Source organism: Streptomyces sp. YJ-C3 (assembly GCF_053891275.1).
The window spans coordinates 6,268,450-6,285,728 of sequence record NZ_CM132685.1 but is presented as its reverse complement, the minus strand read 5'-3'; the positions used below and the strand labels follow the sequence as shown (position 1 = coordinate 6,285,728).

General features: G+C 71.4%; 12 protein-coding genes. 5 read left to right on the top strand and 7 right to left on the bottom strand.

The window, feature by feature from the left end; translation table 11 throughout:
- Positions 1–2: 2 nt before the first annotated feature.
- From ACVHNB_RS28170 to ACVHNB_RS28140, 7 genes are all read right to left on the bottom strand, one after another.
- Positions 3–2,336 (bottom strand): glycoside hydrolase family 3 N-terminal domain-containing protein, encoded by a 2,334-nt coding sequence (locus ACVHNB_RS28170; RefSeq protein WP_456226179.1) that lies wholly within the window; start codon positions 2,334–2,336, stop codon positions 3–5.
- Complete coding sequence (locus ACVHNB_RS28165; RefSeq protein ID WP_456226178.1) at positions 2,333–4,267, bottom strand: glycoside hydrolase 5 family protein; 1,935 nt, start codon at positions 4,265–4,267, stop codon at positions 2,333–2,335. The genes ACVHNB_RS28170 and ACVHNB_RS28165 overlap by 4 nt, the downstream gene beginning before the upstream one ends.
- 35 nt (positions 4,268–4,302) lie before the next feature.
- Positions 4,303–5,355, bottom strand: coding sequence for a LacI family DNA-binding transcriptional regulator (locus ACVHNB_RS28160; protein ID WP_428955751.1), 1,053 nt, complete (start codon positions 5,353–5,355; stop codon positions 4,303–4,305).
- Positions 5,352–6,209 (bottom strand): carbohydrate ABC transporter permease, encoded by an 858-nt coding sequence (locus tag ACVHNB_RS28155; protein ID WP_428955752.1) that lies wholly within the window; start codon positions 6,207–6,209, stop codon positions 5,352–5,354. The genes ACVHNB_RS28160 and ACVHNB_RS28155 overlap by 4 nt, the downstream gene beginning before the upstream one ends.
- Positions 6,210–6,224: 15 nt before the next feature.
- A complete protein-coding gene (locus ACVHNB_RS28150) occupies positions 6,225–7,163 on the bottom strand; it encodes a carbohydrate ABC transporter permease (protein ID WP_456226177.1) in 939 nt (312 codons plus the stop codon).
- Between the two features lie 43 nt (positions 7,164–7,206).
- On the bottom strand, positions 7,207–8,499 hold the full coding sequence (locus ACVHNB_RS28145; RefSeq protein ID WP_456226176.1) for an ABC transporter substrate-binding protein: 1,293 nt from the start codon (positions 8,497–8,499) through the stop codon (positions 7,207–7,209).
- Between the two features lie 168 nt (positions 8,500–8,667).
- Complete coding sequence (locus tag ACVHNB_RS28140; protein WP_428955755.1) at positions 8,668–9,594, bottom strand: helix-turn-helix transcriptional regulator; 927 nt, start codon at positions 9,592–9,594, stop codon at positions 8,668–8,670.
- 194 nt (positions 9,595–9,788) lie between these two features.
- Here ACVHNB_RS28140 and tkt point away from each other — a divergent pair, with 194 nt between their 5' ends.
- From tkt to pgi, 5 genes are read left to right on the top strand one after another with little or no spacing between them, the layout of a single operon-like run.
- Positions 9,789–11,885: a transketolase gene (gene tkt, locus ACVHNB_RS28135; protein WP_428955756.1), complete on the top strand. Its 2,097-nt coding sequence runs from the start codon at positions 9,789–9,791 to the stop codon at positions 11,883–11,885.
- 42 nt (positions 11,886–11,927) lie between these two features.
- Positions 11,928–13,064 (top strand): transaldolase, encoded by a 1,137-nt coding sequence (gene tal, locus ACVHNB_RS28130; RefSeq protein WP_428955757.1) that lies wholly within the window; start codon positions 11,928–11,930, stop codon positions 13,062–13,064.
- Positions 13,061–14,593, top strand: coding sequence for a glucose-6-phosphate dehydrogenase (gene zwf, locus ACVHNB_RS28125; protein WP_456226175.1), 1,533 nt, complete (start codon positions 13,061–13,063; stop codon positions 14,591–14,593). Before tal ends, zwf begins: the two co-directional genes overlap by 4 nt.
- Positions 14,590–15,627, top strand: a complete 1,038-nt coding sequence (gene opcA, locus ACVHNB_RS28120; RefSeq protein ID WP_428955759.1) for a glucose-6-phosphate dehydrogenase assembly protein OpcA — start codon at positions 14,590–14,592, stop codon at positions 15,625–15,627. The genes zwf and opcA overlap by 4 nt, the downstream gene beginning before the upstream one ends.
- Complete coding sequence (pgi, locus tag ACVHNB_RS28115; protein ID WP_456226174.1) at positions 15,620–17,278, top strand: glucose-6-phosphate isomerase; 1,659 nt, start codon at positions 15,620–15,622, stop codon at positions 17,276–17,278. The genes opcA and pgi overlap by 8 nt, the downstream gene beginning before the upstream one ends.
- Position 17,279: the final 1 nt, after the last annotated feature.

Here is a 17,279-nt window from a genome sequence, read left to right as displayed (position 1 = left end):
GATCAAGCCCCTCCGGCGGTCGGGGAGCGGGGTCCGGAGCTGGGCCCCGTGATGCGGGCCCCCGGCCCGGCCCCGGCGGCCACGGTGAGCGACACCCCCTGGGTGCGGTCCGACGCCGGTCCGGTCTCCAGGGAGAACTCGCCCGGCTCCACGACGAGTTCCAGGTCGCGGCCGACCGACGCGAGCGTCTCCGAGGTCACCTCGAACGTCACGTCCCGCCGCTCGCCCGGCGCGAGAGCGACCTGAGTGAACCCGCGCAGCTCCCGCACCCGCGGCCACGACGAGCCGCCCGACACGCGCCGCACGTACAGCTGCACGGTCTCCCGCACGGCCGCACCGCCCGTGTTCTCGACAGTGACCGTGCAGGTCACCAGCGGGTCGGCGACGGACACGGCGGCCCGGCTCAGGCAGGGCGGGCCGTAGCCGACCGTCCCGTACGACAGGCCGTGCCCGAACGCGTACCGCGCGGTCGCCGGCTGATCGACATAGCCGCGGTAGCCGTGGTCCTTGGTGTTGTAGAAGACGGGGAGCTGGGCCGCCGAGCGCGGCACCGACACCGGGAGCCGGCCGGCCGGAGCCGCCGCGCCGAACAGGACATCGGCCACCGCCCGGCCGCCCCACGGACCCGGGTACCAGGCGCACAGCAGCGCCGCCGCCCGCCCGGAGAGATCGGGCAGCGCGTGCGGCCGTCCCTGCACCAGGACCGCCACGACCGGCGTCCCCGTCGCCGCGGCCGCGTCGAGCAGGGCCAACTGTCCTTCGGGCAGCGCGAGATCGGCCAGGTCCACGCCCTCGCCGCACGTCATGCCGACCGGGTTGCCGGACGACACGACGGCCGCGCCGTTCGCCTCGAACCGGGTGCCGTCCTCGCGGGCGCTCGATCCGCCGAGGACCAGCACCGCCACGTCCGCCGCGGCGGCCAGGGCGACCGCCCCGCCGAGCCCGGACCGGTCGCCGCCGACCAGCTCGCAGCCGCGCGCCCAGGTCACCTCGCGGCCGGGTCCGCCGGCGGTGCGGATCCCGTCGAGCACGGTGATCCCGGTGCCGGGACGCTGCGGCGCCGTGTAGTCGCCGATCTGCTGCGGCACCGAGTCGGCGTTCGGGCCGAGCACGGCGATCCGGCGCACGTCGGGGCCGAGCGGCAGGGTCCGTCCGTCGTGGTCGAGCAGCGTGACCGACTCCCGGGCGATCCGCTCGCTCAACTCCCGCGCAGTACCGGGCTGTTCCCGGTCGCCGACGTACGGCTGCTCGAACAGGCCGAGCCGGAACTTCAGCGCGAGCACCCGCCCCACCGCCACGTCCAGCGCCCCCTCGCCGACGAGCCCGCGCTCCACGGCCTCCCCGAGCCGCGGGAACGCCGAGTCCCACAGGCTCAGATCGGTCCCCGCCGCGAGCGCCATCGCCCCCGCCGCCACCGGATCGCCCGCGAGCCGCGCCAGCCGGTCGAGCGCGCACCCGTCCGCCATCACGATCCCGTCGAACTCCCAACGCTCCCGCAGGAGTCCGGTCAGCAGGTACGGGTTGGCCGCACACGGCAGGCCGTCGAACTCGTTGTACGCCGCCATCACCCCGGCCGCCCCGGCCCGCACCCCCGCCCGGGCCGCCGCCAGATGGATCTCGTGCAGCTCGCGCGGGCCCAGCTCGGTCGCCGCGCTGTTCCGCCCGCCGACCGTCGCGCCCTGGCCCGCGAAGTGCTTGAGCACCACGCCGACGCCCTGGGCGTGCATCCCGCGCACCAGCGCCTCGGTGAACCGGGCGGCCAGGTAGGGATCCTCGCCGAAGCACTCCTCGGCCCGGCCCCAGCGCGGGTCGCGCACCAGGTCGAGCGCGGAGACCAGCGCCAAGTGACCGCCGCGCGCGCGGAGTTCGGTGGCGACGGCGCTCGCCGCCGCCTCGTACAGGTCCGGGTCCCAGCTCGCGCCGACCGCCAGATTCACCGGCAGCACCGTGCCGTCGAGCGCCTGGTGCCCGTGCGGCACCTCCTCGGCCATCAGTACCGGGATGCCGAGCCGGGTCCCCTCCACCACGTGCCGCTGCGCCGCGTCGGCGACGGCGGCCGCGTCCGCCGCCGTGATCCCGTCGGCGAACGTCACGCCCGACCACGGGTCGGCGCGCTGCAACCCGTACAGGGCGCCCATCCCGTCGTACGCCGCGACCTCGGCGCGGAAGGCGTCGGTCAGCCGGAACCCGCCCGCGGCCGTCCGCTCGTACGCGTGCCAGCCGTACAGGCGCTGGTTGACCTGCCCGACCTTCTCCGGGAGCGTCATCCGGCCCAGCAGGTCCCGCACCCGGTCGGGCACGGGCGCCGCCGGATCGCGGTACAGCGGCTCGCTCACCGCAGTTCCAGGACGCGGACGCCGAACGCGGGCAGGGTCACGTCGCCGACCGGCTCCCCGGAGTCCAGGGCGTGCAGCGTCCCCTCCGCCGCCGGGCGCACCGTGACCTCGTCCTCGGCCTGGCTGACCAGCCAGACGAACCGCCGCCCGTCCTCGTGCACCAGCACATCGGCCCCGACGAACGGATCGTCCACGGTCACCGCCCGCTTGGCACCGGCCAGTTCGGCGAGCGCCGCGTACAGCCGGTGCGTCTGCTCCGGGTTGACCCGGGCCGTGCGGGCGGCCATGTGCTCCAGCGGGTAGGTGGCGAGGACCGTGCGGCCGCGGCCCGTCTCGTGGCACAGCAGCGCCGGACGGCCGTGCGCGTCCACCGCGACGACCCGGGCGCCGCGCGGCACGACGGGCAGGTAGGCGCGGCTGTCCTCGTTGCCCGCGACCGGGAAACGCAGCGTCTCGCCCGCGCGGATGCCGCCGAAGTCCTCCTGGAACGTCATCTCCAGGACCTCGTCCTCGATCGGCTCCGCGACGCCGTACGACAGCTGCATCTCCACGCCGAACAGGCTGTCCAGGTCGTCGAACCAGGGGCCACGGGTGCCCGGGTGCTCGCCCGAGCAGAACGACAGGTAGACCGTCGCGCCCTCGTCCGCCCGGCGCTGCAGCGTCCGCCGCGTCCGCGTCGTCAACTGCCGGGTCGCGGGCAGGAGATACAGCTCCACGTCCTCCGCGATGCCGTCCGCCTCGCGGGTCAGGCCCACCGGCAGATCGGCGGCGCGCGCGGCCACGTACCCCTGATGCAGCGACGTGAAGATCAGCGGGCGGTCCGCCGGGCGGCTGTAGGGGTAGCCGCGCTCCAGGAACGCGGGCACGACCAGCGCCGCGCCCGCGTCCGCGCGACGGCACCGCGCGAAGTCGACGCCCTTCAACACCTCTGAGAATGAGGCGAGTTCACGCAGCGGAGCCTTCGGCGCGCCGGTGGAGTCCGTGATGCCGAAGTGCATCTCGAAGGGGTGGTGGTCGTACGGGGACCGGTCCCACAGGTCGTCGTAGTCCGTGTTGTTCCAGGCGATCCAGCCCGTCGCGCCGCCGAGCAGCGAATTGTGCAGGGTCTGCCGGTAGTACACGCCCGCGTTCTCGGCGGACACCGTGTCCGTCGACAGGCCGAACTCCTCCAGGACCACCGGCTGCCCGGTCACCGCGGCCAGCTCGCACTCGAACGCCGCCCGGTAGTGCTGGCGCGCCCGGTCCGTGTCCGAGCGGTAGACGTGCGGGCCGACGAAGTCGACGTACTCGGCGGTGTCGCGCAGCGAGAAGCCGTTGTCGCGGCCCGTCACCTCGATGCCCCACGCGCCGTCCCCCAGCGACACGGGCTGCGTGGCGCCGGCCGCGCGCACCGCGTTGCACATCGCCTGCGCCCACGCCGTCACGACATCGCTGCCGGGCGGGTCCACCTGGTAGATGCGGCCGTAGCCGGGCATCTCGTTCGTGATGAGCCAGCCGGTGACGGCCGGGTGGTCCTTGAAGCGGCGCGTCATCTGGGACGCGAACCAGGCCTGCCGGCCCACCATCCACACGTCCTCGTACAGATCCCGGCCGCCCCGCCAGGCCGGATCCCAGTTCTCGCCGGACATGTGCCCCACGATGAACGTCGGCACCGTGCCCATCCCCGACTCCCGGTGGGCGTCCAGGAAGTCGCGGAACCTCTCGCAGAGCTCCTCGTCGATCCGGTGCGGTTCGGGGTGGAAGTCCGGCCAGTAGAAGAACGAGCGGGTCATGTTCAGCCCGTGCTCGCGCAGCACCTCCAGCTCCTCGCGCACCACCTTCGGGTCGTAGTCGCGCCACATCAGGGGCCCGCCCGTGCGGGACCAGTAGTTGGCACCGAGCCAGGGCAGGACGGCGGCGTCGTGGGTCAGATGGGCGCTGTGGCGTCGCATGGTGGTACGGGTCTCCGTTGCTGAAGTGCGGGATGCTAGACGTCTGTTGTCACGGGTCCGGTCGACTCGCGGACGACCAGGCGTGGCCGGTCGTCGAGCCGCGCCGCGGGCAGGTCCTCACCGCACCGGGCGAGCAGCGTGCGGGCGGCGGCCGCGCCGACCCGCTGCACCTGCTGGTCGACGGTGGTCAGTCGCGGGTGCAGCCAGCGGCCGAGCGGCAGGTTGTCGTAGCCGACGACGGACAGGTCCTCCGGTACGCGCAGGCCCGCCCGCTGGGCGGTGCCGATGCCGCACACGGCCATCGAGTCGTTGGCGTAGACGATGGCGGTGGGCCGCGCGTCGGCGGCGAGCAGTTCCCGGGTCGCGGCCACGGCCGCGGCTTCCGAGAAGTCGGTGTGCCGCACGGCGGCGGGCGCGAGCCCGGCCGTCTCCAGGGTCTCCTCGAAGACCGCGAGGCGCAGCCGGGTGTGCTGGAGCTCCGCGGGACCGGCCACGTACGCGATCCGCGTGTGTCCCAACTCCCGCAGATGGTCGACGACTTCGTGCACACCCGCGCCCTGGTTGCCGAGCCCGACGACCGGCACGTCCGACTCCGGGTTCGGCGCGCCGAGCAGCACGGCGGGCAGGCCGAGGCGGGTCAGCAGCGCCGGACGCGGATCGTCGGCGCGGGCGTCCGTCAGCACCGCCCCGTCCACCCGCTTCTCGGCGGCGAGCCGCTCGTACAGCGCGCCCTCCTCCGCGACATCGGCGACCAGATGCAGCAGCAGACCGTAGCCGCGCGGCGCCAACTCGCCCTCTATGCCGGTGATCAGCTCACTGAAGTGCGGGTCCGCGCCCAGCACGTCGGTGGGCCTGCGCACCACCAGCGCGAGCGTGCGCGTGCGGGCGCTGCGCAGCGCCGTCGCCGACGCGCTCGGCGACCAGCCCAGCTCCAGGGCCGCGTCGAGGATCCGCTGCCGCGTCGCCTCGGCCAGCCGCCCCTTGTCGTTGAACGCCTGCGACACCGCCGCCGTCGACACGCCCGCCGCGGCCGCCACCGCCTTGATGGTCGGACGACCGGCCTTCTTCGTCGCTCGGGTCCCGCTCACATCTTCACCGCCCCACTGACCAGTGCCTGCTGCATCCGCTTCTGCAGCACCGTATAGACCACCCAGACCGGGACGAGCGTGAGGACGGTGCCGGCGGTCAGCACGCCGTAGTCCGTGCCGGTGATGGCCTTCAGCGTGGGCAGCGCCACCTGGACCGTGCGCTGCGCGGGGTCGGGACCGATGATGACGAGGGAGTACAGGTACTCGTTCCAGAACGTCAGGAAGTTGAGCAGCAGCACCGTCGCGATGCCGGGCAGGCACATCGGCGTGTAGACGTGCCGCAGGACCGCGAACGTGGACGCGCCGTCCAGCCGGGCCGCCTCCTCCATCTCCTTCGGGATCGTCCGCATGAACTGCACCAGGATCACCACCGACAGCGGCATCGCCGTCGCCGGCAGGAACAGCACCATGAACGTCCGCGTGTGGAACAGACCGGTGGCCGCCGCCAGCAGGAACGTCGGGAACAGCGCCGCGAACGTCGGGATCAGGAAGCCCAGCGAGAACACCTTCTCCACCGCCGACGCGAGCCGCCCCGTCGAGCGGGCCAGCGCGAACGCCGCCGGGATCGCCAGCGCCAGGGTCAGGACCAGTGAGAAAACCGTCACCAGCGCCGAGTTGACGACCGCGAGCCCCAGGTCCGCGCTCTCGAAGGCGGTGGTGAAGTTCCCGAACCCGTACGACGACGGCAGCGCGAAGGGATGCGCGAAGATCTCGTCGTTCGTCTTGAACGCCGAGGCGATGAAGTAGTACAGCGGGATGACCAGCAGCACCGCGTACAGCCACACCAGGATGTGCGCGGGCAGCCAGGACCGGCCGAACCTCGAACGCTTCGAAGAGCTCACGGCAGACTTCATGGCGTACGGCTCCGATCAGTAGTTCTGGCGGAACGCACGCCGGATGGCGAGCAGTCCGACGAGGCCGACGAGGAAGAGAAGGACACCCACGGTCTGGCTGTAGCCGAGGTCCGCCGCGATGAACGCCTTCTGGTAGACGAGGAACGACAGCGTCGTCGACGAACTCCCGGGCCCGCCCTGCGTCAGCAGCAGCACGTGCTGCGCCGAGCCGAACAGCGTCCACAGGAACTGCAGCATCGTCACCACGCCCACGTAGTCCCGGATCACCGGGAAGTGGACGCGCCACATGGTCCGCCAGTGCCCGGCCCCGTCCAGCTGCGCCGCCTCGCCCAGCTCGTCCGGCACACTGCCGAGCCGCGCCGCGAACAGCACCGCCGTGAAGCCGATCCCGGCCCAGATGTCGAGCGCGATCAGACACGCCAGCGCCGTCGACGGCGAGGCCAGCCACGCGTCGGCGAGCGACCCGAGCCCGACCGCCTCCAGACCCCCGTTCACCAGCCCGTCGGGGGAGAGGGCGGCGTAGAAGACCATCGCCTTCGCCGGAGTCGAGATCAGCCCCGGGACGAAGAGGAGATAGCGGATCACGCGATGCCCGGGCGGCTTCTGCGCCACGTAATAGCCCAGCATGTACGCGCACACCACCATCACCGGGATGGCGACGACGAGCTGGATCGCGGTGTTGCTCACCGCGTCCCAGAACACCGGGTCGTCGAAGACCGTGCGCACGTTGTCCAGCCCGGCGAACGACACCGGCTGCAGCATGCCCGGCCAGTGCAGCGCCGCCACGACGAAGATGGCGACCAGCGGGCCGACCATGAACACCAGGTACCAGACGAGTGCGGGCAGCGCGAGGATCGTGCCGCCCTGCCGGCGCGGGCGCCTGCCGGGGGCCGAGGAAGGCGGGCTGGGGCGGCGGACCGCGGCCTCGCCCGCTGTCGACGTCAGCGTCGTCATGAGCAACTCCCTTACGCGAGAGAAGAGATGAGGGGGCGGGCGGTCAGGCGCCGCGGTAGGCGGCTTCGAGCACCGAACGGACCTTGGCCGCACTCGTGCCACGGGTGAACGACGTACTCGTCGCGGTGATCAGCGGCTGTGTCGCGGCCGGCGGCACGAACAGGTCGGGCAGCAGCACCTGACCCACGTCGGAACCGAGCCGCTGCGCCGCGGCGACCAGCGGGAAGTCCGTGCTCACCGCGTCCGAGCGCAGCGCCATGTCGCGCCCGGACTCCTTGATGAACCGGGCCACCGTGTCCTCGCGGTAGAAGAACTTCAGGAACTTCTCGACCGCGTCGATCTTCTTCGTGCCGTTCGGGCTGATCCAGAAGCCGATCAGGGTGTACGTGCGCAGGATCGTCGGCTTGTCGTGCGCCGCGCCCGGCGCCAGCGGCCAGCCGCCCACGTCCGTGTGGCGCGCCACCGCCTCCGGCACCTTCGCGAGCGCCGACGACATCGCCGACTGCATCGCCGCGGCCTGCGTGTTGAACTGCGTCGTCATCGTGTCCGACGTCAGGCCCTGCGCCTTGTCGGCGAAGACCCCGGCGTCCCGCAGCTCGACGAAGTAGTCGATGCCCCGGCGTGCCCCGCGGCTTCCGCTGAAGTCACCCGTCTCGTAGACGTGCCGCGCCTCGTCCTCGCTGAGGAACGTCTGGATGATCTGCGCGAGCAGCTTCTGCCCGGTCCAGTCGTTGCCGCCGGTCGTCACGGGCGCGATGCCCTTCTTGCGCAGCTTCCCCGCGGCGGCGATGAGTTCGTCGCCGGTGACGGGGATCCGGTCGACGCCCGCCTTGTCGAGCAGGGCCCGGTTGAAGGCGATCGGCCAGTTCGTCGCGAAGTACGGGAAGGCGCGCAGCCGGCCCTTGCCGTCCGTCCAGGCGTCCAGGGCGACGGGCAGCACGCGCTCGCGCAGGCCCCAGTCGTCGAGGTGCCCCTTGACATCGACAGTGGCGCCGACGTCCGTCCAGGCCAGGGTCTTGTCGTACAGGTTGACCATCACGACGTCCGGCTCCTTGCGGGCCAGCCGTGAGGTCTCGTAGACCTGCGCGAGGTCGTCGCCGTTCACGAGGTTGCGGACCGTGAGGCCCGGGTTCTCCTTGCGGAACCGGTCCAGCGCCGAGAGGTAGGTGGGCGATCCGGGGGCGGTGGTGCCGAGCTGGCTGTGCACCACGAGCGTGTCGGGATCGTCGTCGGCCGCGGCGAGGGAGGAGCAGCCGGACAGTGCGGGCAGGGCGGAGGCGGTGGCGAGCGCGCCACCGGCGGCGAGGAAACCGCGCCGACTCAGTGTCGAGGGCACAGCGGTATGTCTCCAACCATGAGGGCCGGGGAAGCCAGGAGAGTCATGAATGGTTAATCGATATACCTGCGGGGGTGCGAGCACCGTACGAGGCGCCGGGGGAACGGTCAACCCCCCGTTGCGCATGCTGAAACGGGGGGTTGCGGGGAGGTGCGGTGCGGGTGCGGCTCAGACCTGCTCGGCCCGGAAGGCGGCCGGGGTCGCCCCCGTGTGCTGCTGGAAGAACTTGGAGAAGTTGGCCGAGTCGCCGAAGCCGACCGCGGCCCCGATCCGTCCCACCGGCAGCTCCGTGTGGGCGAGCAGCCGCTTCGCCTCCAGGATCACGCGCCGGTCGATGAAGGCCTTCGGGGTCTGTCCGGTCGCCGCCCGTACGGCGCGGACCAGAGTGCGGCGCGAGTAGCCGAGCTCGTCGGCGTACGCGCTGACGCTGTGGTTCGTGGTGAAGCCCTGCTCGACCGCCGTGCGGAACCGGGTGAACGTGGTGTCCGGCTGCGGCTCGCAGCTGTCGGCCGCCGCCTGCGCCGACACATGTGCCACGCGCAGCATGAAGGCCGTCAGCGAGTGCCGCAGCACCGACGTGTGCAGGCTCAGCGGCAGGGTCGAGGTGTCCAGGTACTCGCGCTGCAACTGCTCCAACGAGGCTTCCAAAGCGGCGAGTTGGGGCGCGTCGGGGCGGAGCAGCGGCGGCCGGTCGTAGCGGTACATGCCGGTCGCCTCGACGATGGCGCGGGGCAGGAAGCCGGGCTGCATCGTGAGGGCCGTGCCGACGTACGGCTCGGTCGTCGAGAAGCCGTGCACCTGGCCCGGCCGGATCCACAGGATGTCCCCGGCGGCCACCTCGTGCTCCGTGAAGTCGATCATGTGACGGACCGGCCCCTCGCGGAAGAACAGCAGGACGTGGAAGTCGATGCGGTGCACGCGCCGCGAAAGTCCCACACCGCCGGCCCAAGGTCCCTCGGTGCCCATCGGGCCGACCTGCATCCCGACGCCGGAGACGCTCGCGCTCGGGTCGAAGGGGTAGGTGCGGATGTGCGCTCGATCCGCGGGGAGTGCTCCCAGATGTGCGCTCGTCTGCGCGGCGCTCTGCTCCGACATCCGTTTTCCTCGACCTCTACCGACTTCGCTTGCGTCCCGTGTCCCATTTTCACCGAACGCTGGCACGGGGGCACCTACCGAGCGAAAAGTATGACCTTTAACGTCGTAGGTGGTTCGACCAGGGACTTTAGCCCTGGACGGGCAGTGCCCTTCGGCACAGCAAGAGCACCACGGATGCGAAGGAAGTCATACAGATGAGCACGCAGACACCGGACGGCCTCGACCCCTTCGCGGGCCCCTTCGAGTGGTCCGAACTCGACCAGCGTGCCGTCGACACCGCCCGCCTCCTGGCGGCCGATGCCGTGCAGCAGGTCGGCAACGGGCACCCCGGCACGGCCATGAGCCTGGCCCCCGCCGCGTACACGATCTTCCAGAAGGCCATGCGGCACGACCCGGCCGACCCGGAGTGGACGGGCCGCGACCGCTTCGTCCTCTCGCCCGGCCACACCAGCCTCACCCTCTACACGCAGCTCTTCCTGGCCGGCTACGAGCTGGAGCTCGACGACCTGAAGGCGTTCCGGACGCAGGGTTCGAAGACGCCGGGCCACCCCGAGTACGGCCACACCGCGGGCGTCGAGACCACCACCGGACCGCTCGGCCAGGGCGTCGCCAACGCCGTCGGCATGGCGATGGCCGCCCGCTACGAGCGCGGTCTGTTCGACCCCGAGGCCCCCGAGGGCGCCAGCCCCTTCGACCACACCATCTGGGCGATCGTCTCCGACGGCGACCTGGAGGAGGGCGTCTCCGCCGAGGCCTCCTCGCTCGCCGGCCACCAGAAGCTCGGCAACCTCGTCTTCGTCTACGACGACAACCACATCTCCATCGAGGGCGACACCGCGACCGCCTTCTCCGAGGACGTGCTGGGGCGCTACGAGGCCTACGGCTGGCACGTCCAGCGCATCACGCCGCAGGCCGACGGCGACGTCGACGTGAAGGCCCTGTACGAGGCCCTCGCCGCCGCCAAGGCCGAGACGGAGCGCCCGTCCATCATCGCGATGCGCACGATCATCGCCTGGCCCGCCCCGACCAAGCAGAACACCGAGGGCTCCCACGGCTCCGCGCTGGGCGCCGACGAGATCGCGGCCACCAAGCGCGTCCTCGGCTTCGACCCCGAGCAGACCTTCATCGTCGAGGACGAGGTCGTCGCCCACAGCCGCAAGGCCCTGGACCGCGGCGCCGAGGCGCACGCCGCCTGGGACAAGCAGCTCGGCGCCTGGCGCACCGACAACCCCGAGCGCTCGAAGCTGCTCGACCGGATCGTCGCCGGCCGGCTGCCCGAGGGCTGGGAGCAGGCGCTGCCCGCCTTCGAGACCGGCACGAAGATCGCCACGCGCGCCGCGTCCGGCAAGGTCCTGCAGGCGCTCGGCCCGGTCATCCCCGAGCTGTGGGGCGGCTCCGCCGACCTCGCCGGCTCGAACAACACCACCATCGACAAGACGTCGTCCTTCCTGCCGAAGGGCAACCCGCTGCCGGAGGCCGACCCCTACGGCCGCACCGTCCACTTCGGCATCCGCGAGTTCTCGATGGCCGCGGAGATGAACGGCATCGCGCTGCACGGCAACACCCGTATCTACGGCGGCACGTTCCTGGTCTTCTCCGACTACATGCGCAACGCGGTCCGCATGTCCGCGCTGATGCAGCTGCCCGTCACCTACGTCTGGACCCACGACTCCGTCGGTCTCGGCGAGGACGGCCCGACGCACCAGCCGGTCGAGCACCTCGCCTCCCTGCGCGCCATCCCCGGCCTCAACGTGGTCCGCCCGGCCGACGCCAACGAGACCGTCATTGCCTGGCGCGAGATCCTGCGCCGCGGCTCGGTCAAGCCGGCCCCGCACGGCCTCGCGCTCTCCCGTCAGGGCCTGCCCACCTACGAGGCCAACGAGCTGGCCGCGAAGGGCGGTTACGTGCTCGCCGAGGCCTCGAAGGAGACCCCGGACGTCATCCTGATCGCCACCGGTTCCGAGGTGCAGCTCGCCGTCGCCGCGCGCGAGGCGCTGGAGGCCGAGGGCGTCGCCACCCGCGTCGTGTCGATGCCGTCCGTCGAGTGGTTCGAGGAGCAGCCGAAGGAGTACCGCGACAGCGTCCTGCCGCCCGCCGTCAAGGCCCGCGTCGCCGTCGAGGCCGGCATCGGCCTGACCTGGTACCGCTTCGTCGGGGACGCCGGCCGCATCGTCTCCCTGGAGCACTTCGGCGCCTCCGCGGACGCCGATGTCCTCTTCCGCGAGTTCGGCTTCACCGCCGAGAACGTCGCCGCCCAGGCCCGGGAATCCCTGGCCGCCGCCCGCGCTTGATCAGTACGCAGTAAGTACGCCAGAAAGAAGATGAAGAAGAACATGAGCAACGCCGCCTCCTCCCCGTCGGCCCTGAAGTCCCTCTCCGACGAAGGCGTTTCCATCTGGCTGGACGACCTGTCCCGCAAGCGCATCGAGTCCGGCAACCTCGCCGGGCTCATCGAGAACAGCCACGTCGTGGGCGTCACCACGAACCCCTCGATCTTCCAGGCCGCCATCGGCTCCGGCGAGGGCTACGAGGACCAGCTCGCCGACCTGGCCGTCCGCGAGGTCACCGTCGACGAGGCCGTCCGCATGATGACGACGGCCGACGTCCGCGCCGCCGCCGACATCCTGCGCCCCGTGTTCGACGCGACGCAGGGCCGCGACGGCCGCGTCTCCATCGAGGTCGACCCGCGCCTGGCCCACGAGACCGCGGCCACGATCGCCGAGGCCAAGCAGCTCGCCTGGCTCGTCGACCGCCCGAACGTCATGATCAAGATCCCGGCGACGAAGGCGGGCCTGCCGGCCATCACCGAGGTCATCGGCCTCGGCATCTCCGTCAACGTCACGCTGATCTTCTCCCTCGACCGCTACAAGGCCGTCATGGACGCCTACCTCGCGGGCCTGGAGAAGGCGCACCGGCGCGGCATCGACCTCTCCACGATCCACTCGGTCGCCTCCTTCTTCGTCTCGCGCGTCGACGCCGAGATCGACAAGCGCCTCGACAAGATCGGTACCGACGAGGCCAAGGGCCTCAAGGGCCGGGCCGCGCTCGCCAACGCCCGTCTCGCCTACGAGGCGTACGAGCAGGTCTTCGCCACCGGGCGGGCCACCGAGCTGGAGGCCGCCGGCGCCCACAAGCAGCGCCCGCTGTGGGCCTCGACCGGCGTCAAGGACCCCGCGTACAAGGACACCCTGTACGTCGACGAGCTGGTCGCCCCCGGCACCGTCAACACCATGCCGGAAGGCACCCTGAACGCCACCGCCGACCACGGCGAGATCACCGGCGACACCATCACCGGCGGCTACGCCCAGGCCCGCACCGACCTCGCGGCCGTCGAGATGCTCGGCATCTCCTACGACCAGGTCGTCCAGCAGCTCGAGGACGAGGCCGTCGCCAAGTTCGAGATCTCCTGGAACGACCTGCTCGGCACGGTCGCCGACCGCCTCGCCGGCAAGGAAGGTGCCTCCAAGTGAGCGTCACCGCCTGGCAGAACCCGCTGAGGGACCCCCGCGACCGGCGTCTGCCGCGCATCGCGGGCCCCTCCGGGCTCGTCATCTTCGGCGTCACCGGCGACCTGTCCCGCAAGAAGCTGATGCCGGCCGTCTACGACCTCGCCAACCGCGGTCTGCTCCCGCCGGGCTTCTCGCTCCTCGGGTTCGCCCGCCGCGAGTGGGAGGACCAGGACTTCGCGCAGGTCGTCCACGACTCGGTGCGCGAGCACGCCCGCACGCCCTTCCGCGAGGAGGTCTGGGCCCAGCTCGCCGAGGGCATGCGCTTCATCCCGGGCGACTTCGACGACGACACCGCGTTCAAGCAGCTGCGCGACGCCGTCGACGAGCTGGACGAGAAGCGCGGCACGAGCGGCAACTACGCCTTCTACCTCTCGGTCCCGCCGAAATTCTTCCCGAAGGTCGTGCAGCAGCTCAAGAAGCACGGCCTCGCCGACGCCCCCGAGGGCTCCTGGCGGCGCGCCGTCATCGAGAAGCCCTTCGGCCACGACATGACGTCGGCCAAGGAGCTCAACCGGATCGTCCACGACGTCTTCGCGCCCGAGCAGGTCTTCCGGATCGACCACTACCTCGGCAAGGAGACCGTCCAGAACATCCTGGCGCTCCGCTTCGCCAACCAGATGTACGAGCCGATCTGGAACCGGTCGTACGTCGACCACGTGCAGATCACGATGGCCGAGGACATCGGCATCGGCGGCCGCGCCGGCTACTACGACGGCATCGGCGCCGCCCGCGACGTCATCCAGAACCACCTGCTCCAGCTGATGGCCCTCACGGCCATGGAGGAGCCGGCCGCGTTCGACGCCGAGTCGCTCGTGACGGAGAAGCTCAAGGTCCTCAAGTCCGTGCGGCTCCCCGCCGACCTCGGCGCGTCCACGGTCCGCGCGCAGTACGCCGAGGGCTGGCAGGGCGGCGAGCGGGTCAAGGGCTACCTCCAGGAAGACGGCATCGACCCCAGGTCGAAGACCGACACCTATGCCGCCGTGAAGCTGGAGATCGACAACCGCCGCTGGGCGGGCGTCCCCTTCTACCTGCGCACCGGCAAGCGCCTGGGCCGCCGCGTCACCGAGATCGCGGTCGTCTTCCAGCGCGCCCCGCACTCCCCGTTCGACTCCACCGCCACCGAGGAACTCGGCCAGAACGCGGTCGTCATCCGCGTCCAGCCCGACGAGGGCATGACCGTACGCTTCGGGTCGAAGGTCCCGGGTACCTCGATGGAGATCCGCGACGTCTCCATGGACTTCGCTTACGGCGAGTCGTTCACGGAGTCCAGTCCGGAGGCGTACGAGCGCCTGATCCTGGACGTGCTGCTGGGCGACGCCAACCTCTTCCCGCGCACGGAAGAGGTGGAGGAGTCCTGGCGCATCCTCGACCCCATCGAGGAGAACTGGGACGAGCATGGCAGGCCCGCCCAGTACGCCTCGGGAAGCTGGGGGCCGAAGGAAGCGGACGAGATGCTCGCACGAGACGGACGGAGCTGGCGCAGGCCATGAAGATCGACCTGACCGACACCACGGCAAGCAAGATCAACAAAGCGCTCGTGCAAGGGCGCCGGGCCATCGGGACGCCCGCCGTGGGCATGGTCCTGACGATGGTCATCGTCACCGACGAGGAGAACGCGTACGACGCGACGAAGGCCGCCCAGGAGGCGTCCCGCGAGCACCCGTCGCGCACCCTCGTCGTCATCAAGCGCACCGCGCGCTCGCCGCGCGACCGGCAGGGCAACCGCCTCGACGCGGAGGTCCGGGTCGGCTCCGACGCCGGCACCGGCGAGACCGTGATCCTGCGGCTGTACGGCGAGGTCAGCAAGCACGCCGACTCCGTCGTGCTGCCGCTGCTGCTGCCCGACGCCCCGGTCGTCGTGTGGTGGCCGGTCGACGCGCCCGAGGTGCCCGCGGGGGACCCGCTCGGCGCGCTCGCCGCCCGCCGCATCACCGACGCGTACGCCGTCGAGGACCCGATCGCCGCGCTCACCGACCGCGCCAAGTCCTACGCGCCGGGCGACACCGACCTGGCCTGGACCCGGCTCACGCCGTGGCGCTCCATGCTGGCCGCCGCCCTCGACCAGGCCCGCGCCGACATCGTCTCCGCGGCCGTCGAGTCCGAGGCCGAGAACCCCAGCGCCGAACTGCTCGCGCGCTGGCTCGGCACCCGGCTCGGCGTCCAGGTCGAGCGGGTCACCACGGCCGGCCCCGTCGTCACCGCGGTCCGCCTCGGCACGCCGAACGGCGAGATCCGCATCGACCGCCCCGACGGCCCCCTCGCCACCCTGTCCCTGCCCGGTCAGCCGGAGCGCACCCTCGCCCTGAAGGTCCGCTCCACCGCCGAGCTGATCGCCGAGGAGCTCCGCCGCCTCGACGCCGACGAGATGTACGCCGTCGCGCTGCACGGGGACGCCACGGGCGCCTCCGGCCCGAAGGACGCGAAGGCCTCCTCCGAGGACGCGAAGGCCTCCTCCGAGGACACGAAGGACACGAAGGCGACGAAGGCCACCAAGGCTTCCAAGGAGTCCGTTCACCATGCCTGACACCACCCCCCTCCTGACGCGCCGCCCGCAGTGGACCGCCCTGGAGGACCACCGCGCCAAGTTCAACGGCACGCACCTGCGCGACCTGTTCGCCACCGACCCGGCGCGCGCCGAGCGCTACCGCGTCCAGGTCGGCGACCTGCACATCGACTACTCCAAGCACCTGGTCACGGACGAGACGCTCGCCCTCCTCCAGGAACTGGCCACCGCCACCGACGTGTTCGGGCAGCGCGACGCCATGTTCCGCGGCGAGAAGATCAACACGACCGAGGACCGCGCCGTGCTGCACACGGCGCTGCGCGCCCCGGCCGACGCCGTGATCGAGGTCGACGGCGAGAACGTGGTGCCCGGGGTGCACGCGGTGCTCGACAAGATGGCCGCGTTCGCCAGCAAGGTCCGCTCCGGCGAGTGGACCGGCCACACCGGTAAGCGCATCAAGAACGTCGTGAACGTCGGCATCGGCGGCTCCGACCTGGGTCCCGCGATGGCGTACGAGGCCCTGCGCCCGTACACCGCACGGGACCTGACGTTCCGCTTCGTGTCGAACGTCGACGGCGCCGACCTGCACGAGGCCGTCCGCGACCTCGACCCGGCCGAGACGCTCTTCATCATCGCGTCGAAGACCTTCACCACCATCGAGACGATCACCAACGCCAAGGCCGCCCGGTCCTGGCTGCTGGCGTCCCTCGGTGACGACGCCGCCGTCGCCAAGCACTTCGTCGCCCTGTCGACGAACGCCGAGAAGGTCTCCGACTTCGGCATCGACACGGCCAACATGTTCGAGTTCTGGGACTGGGTCGGCGGCCGCTACTCCTTCGACTCGGCCATCGGCCTGTCCCTGATGATCGCGATCGGCCCGGACGCGTTCCGCGAGCTGCTCGACGGCTTCCACCTGGTCGACGAGCACTTCCGCACGGCGCCGGCCGAGGCCAACGCGCCGCTGCTGCTCGGCCTGCTGGGCATCTGGTACGGCAACTTCCACGGCGCCCAGTCGCACGCGGTCCTGCCGTACTCGCACTACCTGTCCAAGTTCACCGCGTACCTCCAGCAGCTCGACATGGAGTCCAACGGCAAGTCCGTGGACCGCGAGGGCCGCCCCGTGGAGTGGCAGACCGGACCGGTGGTGTGGGGCACGCCCGGCACCAACGGCCAGCACGCCTACTACCAGCTGATCCACCAGGGCACGAAGCTGATCCCGGCGGACCTCATCGGATTCGCGAAGCCGGTCGAGGAGCTCGGTGAACTCGCCGGCCAGCACGACCTGTTGATGGCCAACCTGTTCGCCCAGGGCCAGGCGCTCGCCTTCGGCAAGACGCCCGACGAGGTGCGCGCGGAGGGGGTGGCCGAGGAGCTGGTGCCGCACAAGACGTTCAAGGGCAACCACCCGACCACCACGATCCTGGCGAAGGAACTGACCCCGTCGGTCCTCGGCCAGCTCATCGCCCTCTACGAGCAGAAGGTCTTCGTCCAGGGCGCGGTCTGGAACATCGACTCCTTCGACCAGTGGGGCGTCGAACTCGGCAAGGTCCTCGCCAAGCGCGTCGAGCCCGCCCTCACGGAGGGCGCGGAGGTCCCCGGCCTCGACGCCTCCACCCAGTCCCTGGTCTCCACCTACCGCGCCCTGCGCGGCCGTACCACTGAAGGTAAGTGAA

Coding starts and splice junctions, on each gene's coding strand:
- ACVHNB_RS28165 (WP_456226178.1), bottom strand. CDS start 4,267: ATGCGACGCCACAGCGCCCATCTGACCCACGACGCCGCCGTCCTGCCC.
- ACVHNB_RS28155 (WP_428955752.1), bottom strand. CDS start 6,209: ATGAAGTCTGCCGTGAGCTCTTCGAAGCGTTCGAGGTTCGGCCGGTCC.
- ACVHNB_RS28150 (WP_456226177.1), bottom strand. CDS start 7,163: ATGACGACGCTGACGTCGACAGCGGGCGAGGCCGCGGTCCGCCGCCCC.
- ACVHNB_RS28140 (WP_428955755.1), bottom strand. CDS start 9,594: ATGTCGGAGCAGAGCGCCGCGCAGACGAGCGCACATCTGGGAGCACTC.
- tkt (WP_428955756.1), top strand. CDS start 9,789: ATGAGCACGCAGACACCGGACGGCCTCGACCCCTTCGCGGGCCCCTTC.
- tal (WP_428955757.1), top strand. CDS start 11,928: ATGAGCAACGCCGCCTCCTCCCCGTCGGCCCTGAAGTCCCTCTCCGAC.
- opcA (WP_428955759.1), top strand. CDS start 14,590: ATGAAGATCGACCTGACCGACACCACGGCAAGCAAGATCAACAAAGCG.
- pgi (WP_456226174.1), top strand. CDS start 15,620: ATGCCTGACACCACCCCCCTCCTGACGCGCCGCCCGCAGTGGACCGCC.